Here is a 23271-nt window from a genome sequence, read left to right on the forward strand (position 1 = left end):
ACGTTGTGTTTTTATGGTTTGTAGTTGTATTTAAACTCTTTTACTGTTTTTAAAACATAAGTTCCTGTACTGTCTTTTTCTCTTATTCTTACTTCCTTTAACCGGTTTGCAGTATCGTATACATAAACCTCTCTTATTCCTGATGGTTGAGTAATACTTCGTACTCCAACTAGTGGATCATAAGTATATGTAGTAACCTGATAATTCGTTAAAGCAGAATTTTTTCTAAAATTATCTAAAGCGAGTAAAAATGATGTTTCATCATTATTTACACCCGCTGCTGCGTCCGTATTGGAAGGATTTACAATAGAGTCAATCAATGATTGTGATATATCGGATAGTTTTGCACCCTCTATTTTAGCTATTGGCTGTGTCTGGTTATATCCCCAGATAATTGTCGTTGGAACACCTTCTTTTGTTGTGTATTGTTGAATGTTTCCCTTTGAGTCATATTTGTTATAAGTAATCTCTATGGATGGGGTATTATTCACTATATCAAATGAATTTACTGATAATGGTAATACTAAATTTCCTGTCACTGCATGAGGTAAAGCAGTTGGATATATAGTCTCTGTTTTATCTACTACTTTATTTACACTTCCTGTAGTCTGGGTAGTTGTGGTCTCTAAAGGTATACTAACCATATTTTTATCAATCATTAATTGATTCCCTTTTTCGTGAGCATACTGGTAAATGGTTTCCTCAATTGTTTGATCTGGGTAGGTTGTTTTTTGAGATGTCACCTGATGATGACTGTTACTATCTTGTACAGTATTTACATACGTAACTAGAATAGGAGATCCATTAACATATTCAGTCTTTATTTTCTGATAATTTCTGATCATTCCACCATAGAAAAAAGCGGTTCTGTATACATCACTAGAACCAGCAGGATTAGGATCAGTAGGATCACTAAGATATTTTCCCCATTTATACATTGGGACACTTTTTATAGCATGAGATAAGATATAGCTGGAAGGAGCTTGGGTGGGAGGTGTTGGGATCAACTCAGTCGATGGTGCATTTGTAGTCAATGTACCGTCATATGTTTTAAAAAACCTGTATGGAGAAAATTCTTCACCCCAAAAATTATATTTATTTTCCAATGTCTCAACTATTTTTCCAGAATAATCATAGCTTATAGTTTTTAGATTTAAACCTCTAGCCCAATCTGTATCATCAGGAAGATGGTATGGGAATCTGTAATATTCTCCCCCATCAGAATAATTGGAAAAGGTATATTTCTTAGTCCATAATACAGAATCATCGGCAGATAAAAAGGACTCCGTTACCTGAGAATAACCTACTTGTCCTGCATTATTAAAGCTCGACATTGGTTGTATCCTGTTTGATAACTGCCCTGCCACCAAAGGAACATTACCATATTTTTTTATGACACACATATAATCAGGAATACCTAGCAATTTTCCTGAAGTTGTTCCATCATCCAAAGTATAAGTAAACTTTCTTTTTGTAATTCTACCATTTTCGTTAACTTCAATTCTTGAAATTCTTCGTCCCCCACCAACAAAACTATTGATCGGAATATTGGGTTTTTGTTCTTTCCAACGCAGTACAATAGAAAATGGATTGGTTTCAAAATTCTCAGAGTCACTTAGCGTAAAACTTGGGTTCGATACTTCCAGGCGATAGCTTCCACTTTCAATAGGTGGATTGATAAGATCAACGTTATTTCCCTGGGTAATAACATATGTCGCTAATATAGCTCGTGTATCTTTATTATATCTATAAAGCCTTACCTTCGTTTTACAGTCTGCGGTCTCTACAGAAGTACATCCTACTCCCAGCATTGCATTGAAAGAAAGCTTACTTCCATACATGGAAGGAATTTCAAATTCCTTTATATATTTACCAAGTGTTGGACTTCCATTGTTTAATACAAAAATATTTGAAGTCTTAGCAACTGCTGTTGATTTTTCATCATATACAATTCTAGAAGGATTAGATAGCATGAAAAGTGAAAAATAGTTTGGAACTAAAACTTGATTATCTTCATAGTAAAAATTCTCACTTCCTCCTGTAGGATAGATAATTTTAGTCAAAATGCCTGCTTCAGCAAAGTTTCCGTAAACATCCCTGTTTGCCTCTACCACATCAGTAAAAATGTTCATTTTATTGGGTTTTCCGTTAAAATAGCCCCAGTAATCAATTGAATTAGAGTGTCGGTTGGGAAGTTCCCCTGGATTATATTCCAGCTTATAGGTAGAAATTATACTTTCATCCCTGCCAACTTCATTGATTTGATTTAAAAATAGCCGTTTATCGGATTTCGTATCCTTACTAAGCACTACAGGATGAATATTGTTATTATCTCCGTTTCCTAAACGGTAGTTTTGAACAAGAGATACCTTTCTTATCTGCGTTCCTATTTTATCCTTTAATATAATATTATTAAGAGCTTTGCCCCCTTTTAAGTCTTCACGCTCTGACTGGTTAAATATAAATTCAACTGTTCCATTAGGAAAAGAAATAGTCTGAAGGATTTGTTGGGTTGTTGTTGTCGTACTTAATGAAATAGAACCCATATTATCACCCTTGTTAAGGTCTGATTTTGAATAAGTAACCACCTGTTCAGAAGCATAATTAAATACATAGGTATCTTTTTGAGTTTTAACTTCTTTTAAATGCCAAGCCGTTTTATACCCATTTTCCTCATTTTTAGGAGTATCTGTGATTATTCCTGAACTCACAGAAGTTACTACATCATACGCAGAATTAGTTCCTGTAGAATCTTTTCCAAAATAATATTTATTTCCTGATTCGTCTGTGATTATAATTCTATTAATTCTAAAATTTCCTGCACTCGCATCTTCATAATCTATGTCTATTTTCCAATCATCAAAACTTTGAACAACTGCTTTTTTAGTTACATTGTCAATAACGAATTTTGCAGACCTTCCTAAAAAATTGATGAAAAATAAATCAGGATCTTCATCAACAGGCGTATCCGAGTCTCCATTACTTGCATTTTCATTATTTAATTGTTGGCGTACGGTTGCATTAGTTTCAAAAGTAGAATTATATGAATAAGTCAGATAACCTCTTGTATATTCATCCGGACGCTGTCTTACCTGTCTGGTTATTAAGCCTCCCGCACTTAAACTCCAACCAGCCCCAACAGATGAAGCTACTTCACCAACACGAATTCCTTTGGTATCATATTGTATGGATACATTCAAAGGAATATCTCCAGTATCAACACTAATTAAAGGAATACCTATATTGGCTGAACCTCTATAATAAGAAACCGGACTTTCTACAAATTTTGCAATTGATGTCGCATTTGGAGATGGTGGAAGTATTTTGGGAACATACTGGGCATCAAGTTTATTGGTTAAAAATAACAATGTCCCTAAAAGTATAATTTTTCTTTTCATCCTTAGTTTATTTCTTAATCAATTTAGCATTAGCCGTTTTATTCGTATCCGTCTTGATCACCACCAGATAAGCACCTTGTATCAACGGCTGTGCATTAATCTTCGTTACCTTATTCTTGGTTTTTAGATTCTGAAGCTGTCTTCCGCCCATATCATACAAAGTAATATCAGCTTCCCTGAAATCAAAGCCTATTTCTACATAAGCATAATCTGATACCGGATTCGGATAGATCTTGATGTCTTGTTTTTCAATCAACTGATCCAGTTGCTTGTCTCCCAGCTTCACAATCTTCCAGTTCTCCTTCCCTAATTCTTCTGCACTGGTTCCTGCTAAAATGATGGAACCATCTCTGTTCAGCTTAATATCTGATAACCTTTCCTCTCTCTTTCTGGATTCTCCTCTTACATGCTTTCTCCACTGTTCATTTCCATTATGGTCCAGATACAGCATCCAGAATGTTTCATCGTCTCTATCTATTTTTCCTTCTGCCTGAGTATATCCACCCAATAAAATTCCTTTAGTAGCCTCTTGATTCCTGGCTCTTGATTCCTGGCTCTGTATCACACTCATACCCATCAAAACATCCCTGTTTTTGAAGTTGTAGGACTTCTGCCACTGTTCATCTCCTCTTTCATTTAAAGAAACCAGCCACAAATCTGTTCCTTCTTCTATTCCTACTGTTTTGTTTCCGGATCTCTCACTTCTGGATTCTCCTCCGATGATATAACCGTTTGACGTTAAAGCCAGTGTTCTTAGATGATCATCTCCTTTTCCTCCCAGGTTCTTTTCCCATTCTACCTTTCCTTCTTTGTTTAGTTTTATGATCCAGTAATCTCCTTCGCCAAAGTTTTCAGTGTTTTTTGCGTAACGGGATACGGAATCTGAGGTTCCTGTAGCTGAGTTTTGATTTCCGGAATCGGAAACACGAAACTCAGAGCTTCTTGAATAGATTCCCAGAAGTGCTCCACCGTCTCTTGTGGGTATCATCTTTTCCACTTCGTCTAATCCTCTTCCCCCTAAAATAAGTTGTGAGAGTTCTTTTCCGTTTTTATCGAGTCTGATCACCAGGATATCTTTTGAACCGTAACCTTTGGATGCATTCTGAACATTTCCGGCTACAACAAATCCTAAATCTGTGGTTTGGATAACTGCCCTGGCTTCTTCATCAGCACTTGTTCCCAAGGTCTTCTGCCACAATTCATCTCCAAATTCATTAATTCTAATGAGCCAGATATCTGACCCTCCTTTGGAGTCATCTTTTTTATCTATTCCCTTTCCGGAATATGAGGTTCCTGAAATTAAAAATCCTCCTTCCTGGGTAGCTACGGTAGAAGACAAATAATCATGATTATTTCCGGAGAAATATTTTTCCCAAACCTGGTCTCCCTGTTGGTTCAGTTTCACCAAATGAAAGTCATAGCCATTATTTTGCTGGGTATTGCTTCCAGTATCCTTCTTCTGGTTTCCTGACTGTATAACACTTCCTGTTATCAAATACTGCTGATCGATTGTTGTGGTTACCTGGCTCAGAAAATCCTGGGTAGAAGATTTAATATCTTTTTGCCAAACCACTTCCTGGGCCGATAGCCCGGAAATAATGCACATAGAAAGTACACTGAAGTAGAGTTTTTTCATCCTTTATGGTATATATTTTTTAGTTGAATTCCGTCTGATATAAAAGCGTGCAAATTTAACGCTTTTTATGACTTGTTAATTTCACTTTAAAAAGATTTAATATGAATTACATCATGTTGATTATTCATTTACAAAATGTTACGATTAGCATACTGCAAAGGTATTGCTGTATAACGACAGAAATTGACGCATTAAATTTTGAAATGTAAATAATCAAGAAAATACTCAAATGATATTTTCAGAAGTTTAGCATAGTCCTCTTATCCTGAATTTGTACCCGCCATTTTCTTTTCTCTCCTTCTTTCAAGGATAAGGTGTGCCGCATCCAGCATTTTAACCGTATGGATATATGGCATCACGATATTCCTTTCCGGTAGATTTTCATAGACACCCATTGAGAAATAGACGATTCCGGACATAAAATAATCAAATTCTTTTGGGGTGTATTCCCTGAATGCTGTTTTGAAAACCAGCAGCGGATTCCGGTATTCCTTCTCCGAAAGCAGGCCAAGAACCCACGGGGAAATCTTTTCCGGCCGGGTATCAACCATCCATTTCCTTTCCTTCAGCATCATGAGATAACCTGCCCGGATCAGTGACCTCATCGACTGGTAAAACTCAAAGATGACCGCCGGATCTTCATGGATCCAGCTATTTCTCTTTACAGCATAATTCATCAAGTTGCTGAGCCTTTCTTTGGAAACATCCAGCTCATTGAACTGAAAGAAATTTTCCATTAGCTGCAATCCGGAAGACTTCTTGTCTGCCCGAAACTGTGGATCGAAATGTGCTTTTATCTTTTTCATTGTTTGTATTTTTTTATAAATGTAATGAAAGAAATTCAATTACGTTCGATCGACCGTGATTTTTTATTATTAAATTATTTCATTTGTTTCTATGACAGATATAAACGAAAAAATTTGTTCATACATTACAAAAAAATGGTTGATACCTTGGCTTCAAGAAGGCAAGTCACAAACTTCTTTTGCCAAAAATCATGGTGTAGAAGAAAGTACCATTAGAAAAATAAAAAGTAAAGAAGCCTACAGAGTGCCTGTTGAAACTCTTTTCAGGATATGTGAAGCAAGAAAACTTAGTTTATCCGATTTCTTTAAACTTATAAATGAATGAATCCTGACGAAAGTTGGGATTTTTTACTTTACGGAAAACCGTAATATTCAAAAGAAATAATAAAATAAGTTTGTACTATAAAACAGTAAATAATTTTAATTATAACTAAATAATAAATCCATGAAAAAAATCACTTTCTTTTTGATAATTCTATTGTCAATGGTGTCTTGTACAAATTACTATACGGTATTATTAACTGAAGATACCAGTGTATATGCTAGCAGCAATACCGAAAATCTTTTAACAACAATCCCCAAGGACACTCAAGTCTATATCTCCAATAAAGCAAACAAGAAGAATTACAAAAAAATAAAATGGGGAAATTATTACGGCTTGGCCTATAATCCAAGTTATACTTCTTATAGCACTTATACATCGGCTAGAAGCTACAATACATCCACTCCTTCCTACAATTACACTCCTAACACAAGCAGCGGAGGAACAGTGCATGTAAAAGGCTATACAAGAAAAGACGGAACTTATGTAAGTCCACATACCAGAAGTGCCCCGAGAAGAAGATAATAAATCATATTCAATAAAATAAAACTGAAAACACTGACGAAAGTTGGGATTATTATTTTTACGGAAATCCGTAAGGATATGACTTAATGTCAATTTACCTTTGGGTCTCATTAACCCCAAAATTATTTATTATGAGCGATGATTTAAGTAAAAAAAGACCACAAGATGCAACAAAAGTGAATGTGAACGAGACTTGGGAGCTAGAATATTGGTCAAAAAAGTTTGGTACTACCAAAGACCAATTGAAAAATGCTGTTAAGGCAGTTGGAGTTTCTGCTGCTGCAGTTCAAAAGTATCTTGGAAAGTAATGAAAATTTTCCTATTGAAAAATTTTATTTTAGTAATAAATCCTAACGAGAGTTAGGATTTATTATTTTAAAAAGGCAGTAAATTAATTTTGGTATTTAAAGTACTTAATTATTCACTATTTGACATATTTAATTAATTGCAAATAATATTTTAGATAAATTTGAACAGTAAAAACTAAGAAAATGATAACAGAAAAGGTTAAACATATATTTTGTTTTATCGATTTTTTATATTCAAATATTGAAAATTTCAACAGACAAAAGTCTTTACTCAATGAAATTGCTGATTTAAGAAGAGAATATAATGATTTAAACCCTAAGATAGACTATAAACACAAATTTGAAAGGGAAGCAATAGTAGAAAAGGGAGATAAACTTATCAACATTTTTCGTAAAGAATGTAAAAATATAATTAATGCAAAAATAAATGAGCTAGAAATAACCGATTTAAATAATATTGGCAATAACCACTTTTATAATATTGGTGAATTAATAATACTCGTTGAAACTCAAAAGTATAATAAAGAAGACGTCCAATTAATCCTAGAAGCAAAACAAAAGTATATATCAATCTTTGAAAATCTACAATTAAGTTTAGATAATTTTTTACCCTATGATTTGGTTAAAGATTTTAACGAAACTTTATTTGACTGTTTTAAACCATTCCTATCTTTAGATGACAAAATGAAGATAGCGAAAAGTAAAGAAATACAGATTAATAGACATAAAATTATTATTGAAAGCCTAGATACAGAAGGTATTCAAAATGCTATTAATAAATTAAAATCGATTGAATTTGAAAATTTGTCAGAATCACAGAAATATGAACATTCGAAAAGAGTTTTTAAAGAACTAACAAAAGAAGATACTGAAAGAATTCCATTTGGTAAACAAATCGGAATAAAAAGCAATGACGAATATTCTCAACTTCCAGAACCTAAAGACAGACAGGAAGCAATTGAGAGATTAAAAAAATATGATGCCCAGAAAAGATTTGAATATCTAAAAGAAATTTTTTCACAGAAATATGGAAATAACATAAATATAAAAATAATCGAAGATGAGCTAAAGCCCATATACAAATTCATAGAAGAAGCAAATAAATTGTCAACTCTAGACGCTTTTGAAAATAAAGATGTATCAGATTATTTAGAATACTTGCGACTAGCAAATAGGTATTATGAAAATGCTAATTTACCATACTATAGCTATTATACATACTTTAACTATGGGCAAAAAAACAATTCTTTACTGACCTATGCAAAGTACTTTCTTTATAAAGGATGGTTAGAAGAAAAAAGAGAAATTTACCTTAAAAAAAACATGCAGACCATTGGTTATTTTTCTACACCTCATGATTTTAATATTGATGATGATTGGGATACACGGAAAAAGAAATGTGAAATACATAACCAGTCGATTTATCGGAGATATGAAAAGAATTTAAAAAATGAAGAAGAACAACTCTTAGATTTAGTTTCAAAAATGTTATCGGCGACAAAGAAACCATTGCACACCTCTGAATATGATTTATTAGAGCGCCAATTTAATCAGATAAAAAGTATTTTTACCACTGCATTAAATTCGAAAATAGATAAAGGATGTGCGATTGAAGGTGTAGGTAGCTCTATTATTGAAAATAAGTTCAACGAATTACAAGAGTTTCATAAAAAGTCAATAGTTGATATAGACATACATTTAAAAACTTTAGAAGGATTAAAGAAAAGAGATCTTGATAGAAACTACAATTCAAAACAAGATGAACAATTAAAAACAAAAGTGCAAATTTTGAACGACATCTTATATAAATACGGTTTTTTTGAACTTGAAAAATTGAGAGAGCTTTCGGAAAAAAGTCAGAATATTTTAGTTCAATTGATAAGTGACAGTAAATTACCTTATGTAGTCGCTATGCTTGATTATTTAGATTATTTCACCTATTTAGAGAGAAACCACTTTAAAACTAAATATAGATTACATATCGAAGTTTCCAAATGGTTTAATAGTGATAAGGAAGGAAGAGCGATTAAAGGTAATGTTAATAGCCTTTTGAAAAGTTCAAACGAAAACAAAACACGTTACACAGCCTTTAAACATAAAGAAAAAGTAATAAGGGACTATGAAGAATTAAAATAGGGAGTACGCCCATATTGTTGCCCTTAAATGCCCCCTATAATATTGCAAAGTATAAAACAATAAATACTTTGTACAATGAAAACATTAAAATTTAAGCATTTCCAAAAAACAGAAATGCGACTAACTAAAGAATTTGATAATCCAAAAGTTTTATTTTATCAAAAGAGTAACCAGCATTTATATTTTGAAAATCAATTGAAAATAATATTTCAATATTTACAAAACAATATCGCAACAGCTTCAATGACAGCTACAGCAACAGGCATTCCTCAAAAGAATATTTGTAGGTACAAAAGACATCTAGAAAAAGCAGGGAAGCTGTGGGAAGTAGAAAAAAAGGAATGCGAGGAAACAGGAGTTAAAGCCTGGTATCTCACAACAAATCCTAAATACTTGTCAAAATTTGAACAACTGAGCTTATTTTAATTTCACTTTCGAGTCTCCTAACTTTGAAGTAAATTTATTGTTTACCAATTCAAAGTCAGGAGACTTCACCCAGCTGAAAATCCATTCTTCAATACCGTTTCTTTTTATTAAAATTACAGTAAGTAAAAAACATTTACACTCCCAATTCAACTCCCCTTTATTATCTCCAAAATTTTTGATGCTGCCATTGTTCCCATGCTATATCCATCATTAATAATACATTCATAAGAATCATCAAGATACTTGGGAAGGATACCTTCCGTAATAGCAATTACCTTTACTGCAGAGGCCTGTAATTTATTTTTAACTAATGAACTGTGCAATCCTGCAAGAGTTTCGTCACTCATGGCAAAATAGCCGTCAAAATGTTCATACTCCAGAATGGTACTGAGCTTGTCTTTTACCTCATCGGCAGATTTACAGTAAATTACTTTGCACTGTATATCCGGATTGTCTTTTAGTTTTTCAAGAAAGAAATCTCTTCTGGTCTGTGTTATTTCCAGGTTTTCATCCCCAAAAACGGCCAATATGCTTTCACATTGGCTTTCTATCAGTTTTTCGGCAGCCATTCCGGCATTCAGTCCATTATCGAAAATAATTTCATCGAAATGATTTTGCGAGATCGTTTTATCAAAAATAACAACGGGAAGCTCAATGTCTCTGGCTTTTTGCAGGTGGGAAAGATCTTTCGTATATCGCGTAAGAGAAATCAGGATTCCGTCTACCCTGGAGTTGATGCAGGTTATAATATTTTCCTTTTCCCTCATCAAAGACTCTTCCGAGGAGAGCAGAAAGAAATGGTACCCCTCTCTGTGCAGCACAGAAGATATTCCTTTAATAATAGAAGGAATAAAGAACATTGACATTTCAGGAATGATAAGCCCGATCACTTTCGATGATTTCTTCCGGAAGTTGATGGCGAAATCATTAGGGATGTAATTAAAAGTCTCTGCGGCCTCTTTTACTTTAAGCTTTACGGCATTGCTGATATCAGGATGATCCTTCAGTGCCCGGGATACTGTAGATACACTAATGTTCAGCATTTCGGCAATGTCTTTTATTGTGACTCTTTTCATTATAAGTTAATTGAGACCATTTTTGGGTTAATTCAGGACTGTTTTCGGAGCAAATCTAAGTTAAAAAAACGTTAATTTTAACCATAAAAATGTTATTAAAAAGTTAAAATTCAAATAAGTTATCCACCGCAAACGATTGCGCAAACGTTTGAATTTAATTATCATTTAACATACGGGATAAAGCTCATTTTACATAGGGTAAAAAAAATACTTTTGGATCATAACAAAAAAACTCCGAAACGATATGGAATCAAAAATTTTTACCAGACTGCTTATTTTGGGTACGATGAATACAGCTGCATTCATGTTTTCCCAAAGTACAGAAAATGATACGATTGTAAAAAGTAAGGCCATTGATGAAGTGGTGATCACAGGAAATTCCAATCCTAAAGCTTCCATTAAAACCAGTACTTCTATATCCACATTAAAAATGAAAGATATAGAAAATGCTGCTCCAAGAACAACTGCGGAAATTTTCCGTACTATTCCTGGGATCCGTTCGGAATCATCCGGTGGAGAAGGAAATTCCAATATTACGGTAAGAGGAGTTCCGGTTTCGGCTGGAGGTTCAAGATACCTTCTGATCCAGGAAGACGGTTTACCGGTGATGCAGTTTGGAGACATTGCTTTCGGAACGCAGGACCAGTTTACCCGATTTGATTCTTTTGTTTCCAGAGTAGAAGCCTTACGAGGTGGATCTGCTTCTGTTTTTGCCAGCAATTCTCCGGCAGGGATCATCAATTTTATTACAAAAACAGGAGAAAAAGAAGGTGGAAGCATTACGCAGCAGATTGGTCTTAACTATAAAAACTACAGAACAGATTTCGATTACGGAACATCCATAGCGGAAAATACCTATATCGCAGTAGGAGGGTTTTACAGGATATCGGACGGACCGAGAAAAACCGGATTTAATTCCAATAACGGCGGACAGTTCAGACTTTCTTTACTGAAAAAGTTTGATAAAGGAAGCTTCAGAATATATGCAAAGCTCCTGGATGACAGAACAGCCGCTTATATGCCGATGCCGGTAGGCGTTACAGGAACCGACGGAGATCCTAAATGGTCTTCCCTGCCGAATTACAATATTCTCACAGGTGCTTTACAAACCATCAATCTGCAACACGACAGAACCTTAGGAAATGACGGAAATATTTTTAACAGCGATGTTTCGGATGGAATGCATTCCCTTTCAAAGGTGATCGGGGCAGAGTTTAATTATGACCTTGGAGAAGGCTGGAAGCTGGAAGAAAAAATTCGTTATGCAGCCAACAGCGGACAGTTTATTGCCCCTTTTCCAGCCAGTGTAAGCAAAGGCAGTGATTTCTTTACTGCTGCTAATTTCACCAATTTCGGAAGTGCTGTGTATGCAGGGACGAATACTCCGGTAGATATGAATGCCAATTATATGAAGCTGGCCCTTTTTAATGTAAAGCTGAACAACTTCAACAACTTCGTGAATGACCTGAATATCAACAAGAAATGGGACAGATTAAAATTGAATGCAGGCTTATATAAATCGACACAAAACATCAATATGTCCTGGATGTGGAACAATTACATTCAGGAAGTCAATGACAGCAATGCCCGGTTGGTTGATGTAAAAGATACGTCCGGAGCATTGATCACAGACCATGGTTTACTGAATTACGGAATGAAAGACTGGGGAAACCTGAAGAGGGATTACAATACCAAATATGATATCACCGCACCCCATGCCCAGATTGAAATCAATGCAACAGATCAGCTGACGATAGATGCCGGAGCAAGATACGATATCGGAAAAGTAACGGGAACTTTTTCAGGCGCCACCGTTACCTATACCAGCCTTGATATGAATGGAAACGGCGTCATTGATATTCCTGAACAAATGGTGGGATCCAATGATAACATTAATGTTCCGGTCAACTACAGATATGGCATTTTCGGATATTCGGTAGGCGCCAATTATGCACTCAACAATAAAAATGCTGTATTTGCAAGAGTAAGCCAGGGTGGAAGTGCTTCTGCAGACAGAATCCTGTTTTCAGGATATAATTATACTAATAATGACGATCCTGCACTGGATGCTGTAAAAGTAAATAAAGTTAACCAGATAGAAGCGGGATACAAACTGAGAGGAGCGGGATATTTCCTGAATACCACACTTTTCTACGCCGGAACAAAAGAAGCGAATTACGAAGCAACCACCCAGAGGAAAACAGAAAATAAATACCAGTCTCTGGGAGTAGAGCTGGATGGATATTACAGAATTACAAAAAGTTTTGAAGTAAAAGCAGGGCTTACTTATACCCACGCTGAGATCAAAAATGCACTTGACCCTTCTATTATTGGGAACACGCCGAGAAGAACCCCAAAGCTGATGTATTCCGTAAACCCGAATTTCAATATGGGTAAAGTGAATGTCGGGTTTTATCTGATCGGAACCACAAAAGCATACACCCAGGATTCCAATAAGCTGGTGATGCCGGGATATGCTATTGTAAATCCTTACATTTCTTATCAGATTATGAAAAACCTTTCAGTAAACGTGAATGCTAATAATATCTTTAACGCCATTGCAGTTACGGAGGCCGAAGAAGGATCCATCGCAGGCGGAAATGGAATCGTAAGAGCAAGAACACTTCCGGGAAGCAGCTACAGTGCAAGTGTGAAATTTGATTTTTAATAGTTGTTTATAGACGGAACGATTTTTTTTAATCCGCTCTGTATTTAAAAAAAATAAAAAATATGTTTAAACAGGAAGCCATTGAGATCATCAGAAAAGCCATTACAAAAGAGGGTATTCTGGCCTCAGCACAGCAAAAAGATAATTATGCAAGAGTATGGTCAAGGGATTCGATGATGACAGGATATGCCGGAATTTTAATCCATGATGAGCAGATCATTTCCGGGCTTAAAAGATCTATTCTCACCTTAGCCGAACATCAGGCAGAAAACGGACAGATTCCTTCCAATGTGGTGAATGGCAAAGCGAGTTACGGAACACATGTAGGAAGAACGGATGCTACGGCATGGTGGATTGTTACGACCTGTGAATACCTTAAAACAACATCAGATGACACGCTTAAAAGCAGCCTGAAAGAGAAGATATATCAGGCGCTTTCATGCCTTAAGACCTGGGAATACAATCAAAGAGGTTTGGTCTACAGCCCCCTTGGAGGAAACTGGGCAGATGAATATGTGACATCAGGATATACACTGTATGATAATGTACTGAGATACTGGGCATTGAAAAACACCTCAGAAGTTTATAATGATCCCGAATTAAAAGCAATATCGGAAAACACAAAAAATCTCATTCAGCAGAATTTTTATAAAAATGATTCCAATGTAACCAGGTATCATGAAACAGCCTACGCAAAAGCTTCAGCAAAATCCTACTTCTGGGCGTCATTGAATGCAAACGGATACGACGAACGGTTTGATCTGGCCGGGAATGCACTGGCTCTACTTTTAGATTTTGAAATGGATATAAAGGCTTTTTCAGAATTCCTAAAGGGTATCCGTGATGAGTTTAAGCACTGGATGCTTCCTGTCTTTTACCCGGTTATTTTTCCTGGAGATGACGATTGGCGTTTATTGGAAAACAACTACAGTTACAGCTTTAAAAACCAACCCTACCATTTTCATAACGGAGGATCGTGGCCTATATTTTTAGGATGGCTGTGCCTGGGTCTTAAGAAAAAGGGAATCAGGGAGATTCCTGAAAAAATTATGACGGAATACGAAACATTAATGCATGAAAAGGGTGAGCATTTCAGAGAATATTATTCAACAGACAAGCTCTTGCCACTGGGAACCGGGCAGCTTTGTTTTTCTGCATCCGGATATCTTTTCATGTCGCTGTAAAGCATTGTTTCAAATAACCAAGATAGGTTCAAAAAATTAAAAAAATGATTGGAGATATTATCGAACTGAAAGAAAAACACCTGGCCACCGCCAGAGAGATCACAGAAATACTGAAAAAACGTTTCACTTTACATAAAGACCAGAAAATAGCGATAGGAATTGCAGGAGAAAGCGGAAGCGGAAAGTCCGTAACAGCTTTTGCCGTTCAGAAGATCCTGGAACAGGAAAACCTGAAGAGCATCGTTCTGCAAATGGATGATTACTTTAAACTCCCACCGAAAACAAATCACGAAAACCGTCTGAAATCTCTGGACAACGTAGGCATACATGAGGTTGATCTCGATACACTTTCTCAAAATATAAGGGACTTTAAAAATGGAGATCCGGAAATGGAAAAACCTTTGGTGAACTACGGTGAGAACACTATAAGCAATGAAATAATGGATACATCAGAATATAGTATTATTATTGCAGAAGGCACTTACGTCCTGGAAATTGAAGCTTTTGATTTTAAAATTTTCATAGACAGAGATTATAAGGATACTTACAGAAACCGGATGAACCGTAACCGGGATGAACAAAGTGATTTTATAGAAAAAGTATTGGAAATAGAACATCAGATTATCAGAAATTTTAAAAATAAAGCAGATCTTATTCTGGGGAAAAACTATGAACTTTTAAATACCGGTTTATGAAAGCAAAAAGAATCATTCCCCATCTGAGCTTCTGGCAGATCTGGAACATGAATGTTGGATTTTTTGGTATTCAGTACAGTTTCGGACTTCAGCAGACGGCCGTAAATCCTATTTATTCTTTTTTGGGTGCCCATGCTGAGCAGCTTCCTATCCTGAATCTGGCCGGGCCTATCACAGGGTTACTGATACAGCCTCTGATAGGAGCCATCAGCGATAAGACCTGGAGTCCTAAGTGGGGACGAAGAAAGCCATTCTTTTTGCTCGGTGCTCTATTTTGCAGCATTGCTCTATTTTTATTCCCTTTCAGTTCTACCATCTGGATGGCAGCAGGTTTGTTATGGATCCTGGATGCGGCGAATAATACAGCTATGGAGCCTTACCGAGCTTTTATTGGTGATAAACTCCCTGAAGACCAGCAGACATTCGGCTTCCAGATGCAGAGCCTGTTTGTAGGGGCGGGTATTACCCTGGCAAATCTTTCACTGTTTGTTTTTCAGAAATATCTCGCAGGAAATTCTACGAACGGCGGTATTCCTGTCTGGGTTTACTATTCGTTTTTCTTAGGTTCCTTCTGCTCCATTGCATCGGTAGCCTGGTCTGTGTATAAGACACCGGAGATTCCGCCCACCGAAGATGAGCTTAAGGACATAAAAAAAGCCAAAGAAAGCAGCACGTTTTTTACTCCTTTTATAGAAATAATCATTGCCATCAGAGAAATGCCAAAAGTTCTCTGGCAACTGGCCCTGGTGTACCTTTTCCAGTGGTATGCCCTTTTTGTGTACTGGCAGTTTATCACGCCCATGCTGCAATGGTCACTGTACGGAGTTTCCGAAGCTGATGAAATGAAAGCCCATCATCTTCTGGAAAGCAATAAAAGCGGAATACCCATTGCAGCATCCGACCTGACTTGGGCAAAAAACATATTGCATCAGGTAGAAGTAGCGGTGGGACAAACGGGACTTATGAATGGCTCTTATAATATTGTGACCATGATTTCCGCATTGCTCCTGGTACCTTTTGCTAAAAAATTCAGCTCAAAAAACACCTATATTTTCTGCTTATTCCTTACAGGATTGGGAATAATGACGCTACCTTTTATCAGGAATGAATATGCTATTCTTGTCCCAATGGTGGCTCTTGGAATTGGATGGGCTTCCATGATGGGATTGCCCTACTCCATCGTTTCCCCTTCTATCCCTCACCGGAAAAGGGGAATCTACATGGGCGTTATCAATATGATGATCGTTATTCCCATGCTGATTCAGACCCTGTCTTTCGGAACTATTTTTAATTTCTTTCTGAATAGTAATCCTTCTTCAGCCATTATGGTCTCCGGAATATTATTTCTGACTGCCGGCGCATGTGTTTTTTTTATTAAACCTGATATTCCTAAAAGCGAATAATACCGGATGATAAGAATTATTCTTTAATAAAACTTCAATAAAAAAATCCCAACGAAAGCTGGGATTTTTTTAAGCCAAATAGCTACAATTCTCCGATATTGCAGCATTTATATTATTTTTTCACAAGCTCTACTCTACGGTTTTGCGCTTTCCCTTCTTCAAACTATTATCCCCTATAGCATTTAATACTGCTATAAGAAGGTCTTTTCCTATATCCAACAAGCAACTACTCGAACATAGAGTTTATGTTTTGCTTGTTATTTCCAGGCTGGCAACATTCAATATTGCAACAAAGTTTCATTTTATAAAATTTTATCCTTACTTTTACCGCTTCTTATGCAAAAAACATTGAAAATCTTTTTTACCTTTTCTCTGTTACTGATCTTTCTTTCGAACGTCAGTGGAATAAGCATATGTCTTGAACATGCGAAACATGTAACAACCAAGATTGTCACCAAAGATGATTCTAAAAAGGAAAAAGCCCCTACAGTTTCCCAGGACGACTGCCAATGTGCACTCCATTTGCAGATGAATACAAGTCTTCTTCCGGAAATTCAGAATCTAAATTTTGCTATAAACGATTCAAATGATAACGAAATACCTCAGCCAAAGGCCGTATCATACCGTTGTCTCCTTGATTTTTTCTCTTCCAGGGCTCCTCCCGTTCTCTCCTGATTTCTAGTTTTTCAAACTAAACTCTTTTAGCTACAGATTTGTTATGTGCAGTAACTGTCTTTTTGGGATATTTTATTTTAAAAGCAGAATAAGATATTCTTTACTCACCAGGTATTTAATTATACCTATTTTACTCTCTATTTATGTCATTTAATGCTTATAATCCTGGAATCATACATTTTATTCCCACTAAAACTTTTCATTTAGCAGGCTTAGGTTGTATCATATTCTCAGGTGTGATCCATGCTCAGAAAATTAAAAAAGATTCAATTCCCGTCACTATTCAGACGGTAGAAATTACAGGGCGAAAATCCAAAGATTATATTTCCGATTATTCATTTGCGGCCACTAAGATTGCGATGAAAAACAAAGATCTTCCGCTCACGCTGAATACGGTTACCAAAGAACTCATCAACGACAGGCAGGCGTTCAGGCTGGGAGATGTACTGAAAAATGTTGCAGGCGTTTCCAATGTAAGTTTTTATAATCAGTACAGCATCCGGGGAATCAGCCAGAATGAAGAAGGCCAGATCATTAATGGAATGCGCACCAGGCAATATTATTTTCTTCAGCCGATGACCCCACATATCGAGCGTGTAGAGGTTTTTAAAGGTCCGGCAAGTATTACCATGTCCAGCGTAGACCCAGGAGGAACCATCAACATGGTAACTAAAAAACCTTTGGCAAATTCCCGTTACGAAGTAAGTTTATCGGGAGGAAGCTTTGATACCTATCGCCTTTCCGCAGATGTAACCGGACCTTTGAATACCAGTAAAACGCTTTTATACCGTTTCAACGGTGCCCATCAGCATGCCCAATCGTTTCGTGATCATGTAAAAAATAACGGAATTTTAATTGCTCCCTCGATCTCCTTTATCCCTAATGATAGAACTTCGGTGAATGTAGAAATGATTTACAACGAAATGAACGGAAACCTCGACAGAGGACAGCCTATCTTTGGAGCAGTTGCCGGAAAAACCGATCTCAACAGCACTCCTGTCAGTTTAAATCTCGGGGCTCCAGGTGACTATTTTAAAACAAAAGATCTTACTCTGATGGGAAGCCTAGCCCATCATTTCAATAAAAACATCAGTTTTAATGCTTCTTATATGAAACAGTTCTGGAACGAAGACATCCATGAAACGAGGACTACAAATTCTTTTGTGCCGGATATCAGCAATAAACAGATTTCCAGCCTGGTGATGATGCAGTATATGGAAAGAATTCAGCATTGGTCGGTGGATAATATTAATGCCTATTTTAATTTTACTTACAGAACAGGATCCCTTGAACATCAGACGTTAGTAGGATATGACAGTCATATCTGGGAGAAAAAAAGCGGCGGAAAACAAGATGCTGCAAGAGGTTTCATGATGAAGGATGGAACAGTAAGCTCATCTTATAATCCGGCTAATGCTGCTTTATATCAGACATCGGTTTATAATGGCATTATATTTCCCACCCCCAATGTGAGCCCATTCGACCTGACGCCCGGAGCGGCAAACCATCAGGGGAATAACTATACTGTTTTGAATATCATCAACCCGTTACCAACGGCTTTAACAACTACTCATGCAGCATATGTACAACATTTACTGACGTGGAAAAAGTTTAAACTTCTGGCGGGACTCAGACAGGAATGGTTTCAGGACATTACCCAATATAAGCAAGCGGAAGAAAGTTCTTTCAGAAATCAGAAGATGCTTTACCGGGTCGGCCTGACGTACAGCATCACAGAAAATACAAACATATACGCAACATATCTTACAGGGTATCAGCCACAATCCAATACGGTCACCCTGATGCCGCAAACAGTAAATTTTACAGGTGCAATTTCCGCCTCATTGTACAAACCCCTGCTTTCCGATCTGAAAGAATTCGGGGTCAAAACCAAGCTTTTTGGAAAAATTAATGCCACATTTTCCATCTATGAAATCAATCAGAAAAATATCCTGATGAACGCCAATAATCCTGCGGAGCCCGATCAACTGATCCAGCGTGGCGCAGACAGAAGCCGTGGTTTTGAGGCTGAGTTTACGGGGCATATTCTTCCGCAATGGCACATTTACGCTGGTTACAGCTATATCGACGCAAGGGTTCTGGATGATTCTAATCCTGCTTTAATTGGTTTAGCTAAAGAAAATACATCAAAAAATTCCGTCAATATCTGGACGAGGTATAATTTCACCAACATTCAGCTTTTAAAAGACTTCGGAATGGGTGCGGGAATGCTCTATCAAAGTAAAAAAATTCCCTGGTTTACCAGAAGTTTCGAGCTTCCCGCTTATGCTACCGTGGATGCAGCAATTTATTATTCGGTACCGCAAACTAAGCTTCAGCTGGCTTTGAATGTAAACAATATGACCAATACAACGTACTGGGTAGGAGCTCAGAATTACCTGAGACTGTTCCCCGGTGCCCCAAGAAATTATCTATTTACAGCAACTTATAAATTTTAAACCATGGCTTTTTCAAACCTGAAACTCATTGTAAGAAAAACCCGGCAGGATTTATTTAAAAGTAAACAAAACCTGCTCATTGCCATTACTGTTCTCCTGTTCTGCTTTATAAGCATTGGAATAGGGTTTACAAAATACGGTGAAACCTATTCAAAAATAAGGGAATACCGTAAAGAAACCCGTGAAAACTGGGAACACAGGCCTGATAAGCATCCGCACAGGATGGCCCACTATGGTTATCTCGTTTTCAGAATCGGGCATCCGTTAAGTATTTTTGATAACGGATTGGACGATTACCTTGGAAATGTTATTTTCCTTGAAGCCCATAAACAAAATACCGCTAACCTTTCGGAAGCCGGAAGTTCAGGGATTCTCGTACGTTTCGGAGCGTTCAGTGCAGCATTCATTCTGCAGGCAATAGTTCCTTTGATTATTTTATTTCTCGGTTTCAGCCTGATTGTCCGTGAAAGAGAAGACGCCACACTGAAAATCCTTACCGTTCAGGGAGCCTCATCGCGAGCTATTGTATGGGGAAAAATCCTTGGTCTCTGGCAGTTTTCTTTGTTGTTTCTGATTCCTGTGATTGCCATCGTTTTAGTGGCCGGACTTATGGTTGAATCAAGCCATTTTACTGATATTTTATCAAGAATACTGATCCTTTTTCCGGCGTATATGATCTATTATTTTTTCTTCAGTACATTGACGGTTTTAATTTCTGCAAAAAGCAAAGCTTCGTCATCCGCCTTAATCAGTTTAATTGGCTCGTGGATAATCCTGTCGATTTTTTTACCAAAAGGAATTCAGTTTGCAGCGCAGAACCTCTATCCTACTCCATCAAGAATTGCCTTTGAAACCCAGGTAGAAGAAGATGTTATGAAAGTAGGCGACAGCCACAATCCCAACGATCCGCATTTTAAACACATTAAAGATTCGCTTCTGGCGAAATACAATGTGAAAACAACGGATGAACTTCCGGTTAATTACGGTGGAATTGTAATGAAAGAAGGAGAGAGAATCAGTGCAAAACTCTATGTTGATCATTTGAAAAGACTTCAGGATCAATACGATCAACAACAAAAACTGAATGAAATTTTCGGTTTCATCAATCCTGTGATGGCGATTAAAAATCTTTCAATGAACGCTTCGGGAACAGATTATTTTGCGTACCGGCAATTTCAGAATCAGGCAGAGGAATACCGCTACACACTCGCCCAGCGAATGAATGATTTACAGATTGAACACATTCGCAACACCCCACCCAAAAAAGGTGAAAAACAGGCAATGGTAAGCAAAAAAAACTGGCAGGAATTTCCTGATTTTCAGTATGAGTTTACGTCAGTTAAAGAAAGCCTGGGTAACCAGATTCTTCCTCTGGTTGCTATTCTTTTCTGGCTCCTTGCCTGTGTTCTGATGATTGAATTAAGTGCAAAAAATTTAAAATTAATCTAATGAATCATTATTTATTTAAACAGTTTTACCGCAACAAAGCCTACATTATTTCTTTGTTGATTCTTCTTTTTGCCGGTTTATGCTCTTTGTACACCGGTAAAAAATTTCTGGACAGGAATGAAGAAATTATGGCTAAAAGTGCAACCTATCAAAAAAGCAGCATCGCTAAAAATGTGGAATTACACAGCGATAATATCGGTCTTTTACTCTATTATGTGAAATTTAATCTCGTGAATGAAATACCCAGACTGGCTGCTTTAAATATCGGTATGAGAGATTTGAATCCTTCCATTCAGGGCGTTACGATACGAAACCTGGAAGAACAGAGAAACAATTCCGATTTTTTCAACCCTGCGAATGCAGCGGTTGGAAATTTCGATTTCTCTTTTGTGATGATATTTCTTTTTCCACTCGTGATTATTGCCTTGTGCTACAATATCATTTCCGAAGATCAGGAAAAAGGAACCTGGAAATTACTCTCAGTGCAAAGTCAAAATGTAAGAAAGCTGATTGATGCTAAGTTGCTGTTCCGTTTCCTGGCCGTAAGCTCGGTTTATGTTTTATTGTTAATTGCTGCCCTTTTTTACATTAAAATTCCGGTAGACCTGGCCTTCGCTATTTTTGCTTTGTCCGGTTTTCTATATTTGGCTTTCTGGTTTGCCTTATGTAGATGGATTATTGGTTATCAGAAGTCCTCTTCGTGGAATGCTTTAACCCTGGTGATTTTCTGGCTGAGCATGAATTTTGTAATTCCGATGACTGCAAATATGATGATACAGAAATTGATTCCTGTAAAAGAAGGATTGCAGGCACAAATAGAACAACGGGAAGGTTATCACAATAAGTGGGATGAACCGAAAATTCCTACAATGCAAAAATTCTATAAAATCTATCCTCAGTTCAGCCAATACGAGATTGCGGAAAACAGCGACTTTTCTTACGCCTGGTATTACGCAATGCAGCACATGGCGGATGTGGAATCAGAAGCTTCTTCAAAGAAATATCATGAAAAAATGCAGAGCAGAAACAATGCAGCCGTTTACTTAGGGTATATTTTACCGAATATTCAAACACAATGGATTCAAAGCAATGTTGCCGGAACAGGAATGGAAAATCAGCTAAATTATGCAGAAAGTCTGAAAAATTTCCACGAGAAACAAAGGCTGTATTTCTATCCTTATATTTTTGAAAATATAAACGGAAAAATGATCGACTGGAAAAAACAGACTGTAAAAATCTTTACGGATTCTGAGAAAATTAATCTTTTCAGCTTACTTCTTCCCTATTTCATTTTAATTTTTTTATTGCTAATCCTTTCACAAAACAAATTCAGAAAGCTATGTTAAAAACCATCAAACTTCACAAAAAATACAACGATTTTACCGCTTTAAAATCTCTTGATCTTGAAATTCAGGAAGGGGAAATCTTTGCCCTTCTCGGACAGAACGGAGCCGGTAAAAGTACAACTATCAATATTCTTTTAGGCCTGATTAAAGCTACTTCCGGTGATGCCTTCATTAACAATATTTCAGTAAAAGATCATCCCGAAAAAATTAAAAAACACCTGGCATACATTCCTGAAACTGTATTACTTTATCCGAATCTTACCGGAATTGAAAATCTTGATTTCTTTTCAAAAATTGCGGGATTTAATTATAATAAAGAAGAACTTTCTGGTCTTTTACAACAAACCGGTTTACAGGAAACTGCTCATAATAAACCTTTGGGAGGTTATTCAAAAGGAATGCGGCAGAAAGTCGGAATTGCTATCGCTCTCGCTAAAGATGCCAAAGTTCTGCTCCTTGATGAGCCGACCAGCGGACTCGACCCGATTGCCACCGCTGAATTTACAGAAATTGTAAGAATGCTAGGCCTAGAAGGACGAACTGTTTTAATGGCCACCCATGATATTTTCAACGCGGTAAGTGTTGCTACGAATATCGGAATTATGAAACAGGGAGAACTGGTGCAAAATATTCCATCCAAAGCGTTTTCAGCTGAAGAACTGAAGGAACTGTATTTGAAAACAATCTAATTATTTTGAATTTTAATTGAAATACATTATTGAATATGTATTGTAACTTCTCTGTATTATCTTTCTTTAC

At 36.7% G+C, this 23271-nt stretch carries 18 protein-coding genes; 14 read left to right on the plus strand and 4 right to left on the minus strand.

The window, feature by feature from the left end; all coding sequences use genetic code 11:
- Positions 1-11 precede the first annotated feature (11 nt).
- The 3 genes from MTQ00_RS08295 to MTQ00_RS08305 all read right to left on the minus strand — a co-directional run bounded on the left by MTQ00_RS08295 (position 12) and on the right by MTQ00_RS08305 (position 5840).
- Complete coding sequence (locus MTQ00_RS08295; protein ID WP_273648417.1) at positions 12-3398, minus strand: hypothetical protein; 3387 nt, start codon at positions 3396-3398, stop codon at positions 12-14.
- 7 nt (positions 3399-3405) lie between these two features.
- On the minus strand, positions 3406-5034 hold the full coding sequence (locus MTQ00_RS08300; RefSeq protein ID WP_273648418.1) for a T9SS type A sorting domain-containing protein: 1629 nt from the start codon (positions 5032-5034) through the stop codon (positions 3406-3408).
- A gap of 260 nt (positions 5035-5294) precedes the next feature.
- On the minus strand, positions 5295-5840 hold the full coding sequence (locus tag MTQ00_RS08305; RefSeq protein ID WP_273648419.1) for a hypothetical protein: 546 nt from the start codon (positions 5838-5840) through the stop codon (positions 5295-5297).
- Positions 5841-5931: 91 nt separating this feature from the next.
- Between MTQ00_RS08305 and MTQ00_RS08310 the strand changes: the two genes are divergently transcribed.
- From MTQ00_RS08310 to MTQ00_RS08330, 5 genes are all read left to right on the plus strand, one after another.
- Complete coding sequence (locus tag MTQ00_RS08310) at positions 5932-6165, plus strand: helix-turn-helix domain-containing protein (protein ID WP_273648420.1); 234 nt, start codon at positions 5932-5934, stop codon at positions 6163-6165.
- A gap of 120 nt (positions 6166-6285) precedes the next feature.
- On the plus strand, positions 6286-6687 hold the full coding sequence (locus MTQ00_RS08315; RefSeq protein WP_273648421.1) for a hypothetical protein: 402 nt from the start codon (positions 6286-6288) through the stop codon (positions 6685-6687).
- A 131-nt stretch (positions 6688-6818) separates the two neighbouring features.
- Positions 6819-6995 (plus strand): DUF3606 domain-containing protein, encoded by a 177-nt coding sequence (locus MTQ00_RS08320; protein WP_273648422.1) that lies wholly within the window; start codon positions 6819-6821, stop codon positions 6993-6995.
- A gap of 183 nt (positions 6996-7178) precedes the next feature.
- The gene (locus MTQ00_RS08325) at positions 7179-9131 is read left to right on the plus strand and encodes a hypothetical protein (protein ID WP_273648423.1); all 1953 of its coding nucleotides are present in this window, start codon (positions 7179-7181) and stop codon (positions 9129-9131) included.
- 75 nt (positions 9132-9206) lie between these two features.
- A complete protein-coding gene (locus MTQ00_RS08330) occupies positions 9207-9557 on the plus strand; it encodes a hypothetical protein (RefSeq protein WP_273648424.1) in 351 nt (116 codons plus the stop codon).
- A gap of 146 nt (positions 9558-9703) precedes the next feature.
- Here the strand turns inward: MTQ00_RS08330 and MTQ00_RS08335 are convergent, their stop codons facing one another.
- Positions 9704-10633 (minus strand): LacI family DNA-binding transcriptional regulator, encoded by a 930-nt coding sequence (locus MTQ00_RS08335; protein ID WP_273648425.1) that lies wholly within the window; start codon positions 10631-10633, stop codon positions 9704-9706.
- 244 nt (positions 10634-10877) lie between these two features.
- Here MTQ00_RS08335 and MTQ00_RS08340 point away from each other — a divergent pair, with 244 nt between their 5' ends.
- The 9 genes from MTQ00_RS08340 (at position 10878) to MTQ00_RS08380 (ending at position 23201) form a co-directional block, all read left to right on the plus strand.
- Positions 10878-13301 (plus strand): TonB-dependent receptor, encoded by a 2424-nt coding sequence (locus tag MTQ00_RS08340; RefSeq protein WP_273648426.1) that lies wholly within the window; start codon positions 10878-10880, stop codon positions 13299-13301.
- A gap of 62 nt (positions 13302-13363) precedes the next feature.
- Positions 13364-14485: a glycoside hydrolase 100 family protein gene (locus MTQ00_RS08345; RefSeq protein ID WP_273648427.1), complete on the plus strand. Its 1122-nt coding sequence runs from the start codon at positions 13364-13366 to the stop codon at positions 14483-14485.
- 44 nt (positions 14486-14529) lie between these two features.
- On the plus strand, positions 14530-15180 hold the full coding sequence (locus MTQ00_RS08350; RefSeq protein WP_273648428.1) for a uridine kinase family protein: 651 nt from the start codon (positions 14530-14532) through the stop codon (positions 15178-15180).
- Entirely contained in the window at positions 15177-16583 is a 1407-nt protein-coding gene (locus tag MTQ00_RS08355; RefSeq protein WP_273648429.1) for an MFS transporter, read from the plus strand. The genes MTQ00_RS08350 and MTQ00_RS08355 overlap by 4 nt, the downstream gene beginning before the upstream one ends.
- Before the next feature lie 348 nt (positions 16584-16931).
- Positions 16932-17258, plus strand: a complete 327-nt coding sequence (locus MTQ00_RS08360) for a hypothetical protein (protein ID WP_273648430.1) — start codon at positions 16932-16934, stop codon at positions 17256-17258.
- 143 nt (positions 17259-17401) lie between these two features.
- Positions 17402-19717, plus strand: coding sequence for a TonB-dependent siderophore receptor (locus MTQ00_RS08365; RefSeq protein WP_273648431.1), 2316 nt, complete (start codon positions 17402-17404; stop codon positions 19715-19717).
- A 3-nt stretch (positions 19718-19720) separates the two neighbouring features.
- Complete coding sequence (locus tag MTQ00_RS08370; RefSeq protein WP_273648432.1) at positions 19721-21166, plus strand: ABC transporter permease; 1446 nt, start codon at positions 19721-19723, stop codon at positions 21164-21166.
- The gene (locus MTQ00_RS08375; RefSeq protein ID WP_273648433.1) at positions 21166-22512 is read left to right on the plus strand and encodes a DUF3526 domain-containing protein; all 1347 of its coding nucleotides are present in this window, start codon (positions 21166-21168) and stop codon (positions 22510-22512) included. The genes MTQ00_RS08370 and MTQ00_RS08375 overlap by 1 nt, the downstream gene beginning before the upstream one ends.
- A complete protein-coding gene (locus MTQ00_RS08380; protein ID WP_172279092.1) occupies positions 22506-23201 on the plus strand; it encodes an ABC transporter ATP-binding protein in 696 nt (231 codons plus the stop codon). The genes MTQ00_RS08375 and MTQ00_RS08380 overlap by 7 nt, the downstream gene beginning before the upstream one ends.
- Positions 23202-23271: the final 70 nt, after the last annotated feature.

It is taken from the genome of Chryseobacterium sp. B21-037 (genome assembly GCF_028570785.1).
Classification (GTDB): Bacteria; Bacteroidota; Bacteroidia; order Flavobacteriales; family Weeksellaceae; genus Chryseobacterium; species Chryseobacterium proteolyticum.

What these genes read in the sequence shown, in the direction of transcription:
- MTQ00_RS08305 (WP_273648419.1), bottom strand. Translation starts at nt 5,840, where the DNA reads ATGAAAAAGATAAAAGCACATTTCGATCCACAGTTTCGGGCAGACAAG.
- MTQ00_RS08370 (WP_273648432.1), top strand. Translation starts at nt 19,721, where the DNA reads ATGGCTTTTTCAAACCTGAAACTCATTGTAAGAAAAACCCGGCAGGAT.
- MTQ00_RS08375 (WP_273648433.1), top strand. Translation starts at nt 21,166, where the DNA reads ATGAATCATTATTTATTTAAACAGTTTTACCGCAACAAAGCCTACATT.
- MTQ00_RS08340 (WP_273648426.1), top strand. Translation starts at nt 10,878, where the DNA reads ATGGAATCAAAAATTTTTACCAGACTGCTTATTTTGGGTACGATGAAT.
- MTQ00_RS08330 (WP_273648424.1), top strand. Translation starts at nt 9,207, where the DNA reads ATGAAAACATTAAAATTTAAGCATTTCCAAAAAACAGAAATGCGACTA.
- MTQ00_RS08335 (WP_273648425.1), bottom strand. Translation starts at nt 10,633, where the DNA reads ATGAAAAGAGTCACAATAAAAGACATTGCCGAAATGCTGAACATTAGT.
- MTQ00_RS08295 (WP_273648417.1), bottom strand. Translation starts at nt 3,398, where the DNA reads ATGAAAAGAAAAATTATACTTTTAGGGACATTGTTATTTTTAACCAAT.
- MTQ00_RS08310 (WP_273648420.1), top strand. Translation starts at nt 5,932, where the DNA reads ATGACAGATATAAACGAAAAAATTTGTTCATACATTACAAAAAAATGG.
- MTQ00_RS08325 (WP_273648423.1), top strand. Translation starts at nt 7,179, where the DNA reads ATGATAACAGAAAAGGTTAAACATATATTTTGTTTTATCGATTTTTTA.
- MTQ00_RS08350 (WP_273648428.1), top strand. Translation starts at nt 14,530, where the DNA reads ATGATTGGAGATATTATCGAACTGAAAGAAAAACACCTGGCCACCGCC.
- MTQ00_RS08365 (WP_273648431.1), top strand. Translation starts at nt 17,402, where the DNA reads ATGTCATTTAATGCTTATAATCCTGGAATCATACATTTTATTCCCACT.
- MTQ00_RS08345 (WP_273648427.1), top strand. Translation starts at nt 13,364, where the DNA reads ATGTTTAAACAGGAAGCCATTGAGATCATCAGAAAAGCCATTACAAAA.
- MTQ00_RS08320 (WP_273648422.1), top strand. Translation starts at nt 6,819, where the DNA reads ATGAGCGATGATTTAAGTAAAAAAAGACCACAAGATGCAACAAAAGTG.
- MTQ00_RS08380 (WP_172279092.1), top strand. Translation starts at nt 22,506, where the DNA reads ATGTTAAAAACCATCAAACTTCACAAAAAATACAACGATTTTACCGCT.
- MTQ00_RS08300 (WP_273648418.1), bottom strand. Translation starts at nt 5,034, where the DNA reads ATGAAAAAACTCTACTTCAGTGTACTTTCTATGTGCATTATTTCCGGG.
- MTQ00_RS08355 (WP_273648429.1), top strand. Translation starts at nt 15,177, where the DNA reads ATGAAAGCAAAAAGAATCATTCCCCATCTGAGCTTCTGGCAGATCTGG.
- MTQ00_RS08315 (WP_273648421.1), top strand. Translation starts at nt 6,286, where the DNA reads ATGAAAAAAATCACTTTCTTTTTGATAATTCTATTGTCAATGGTGTCT.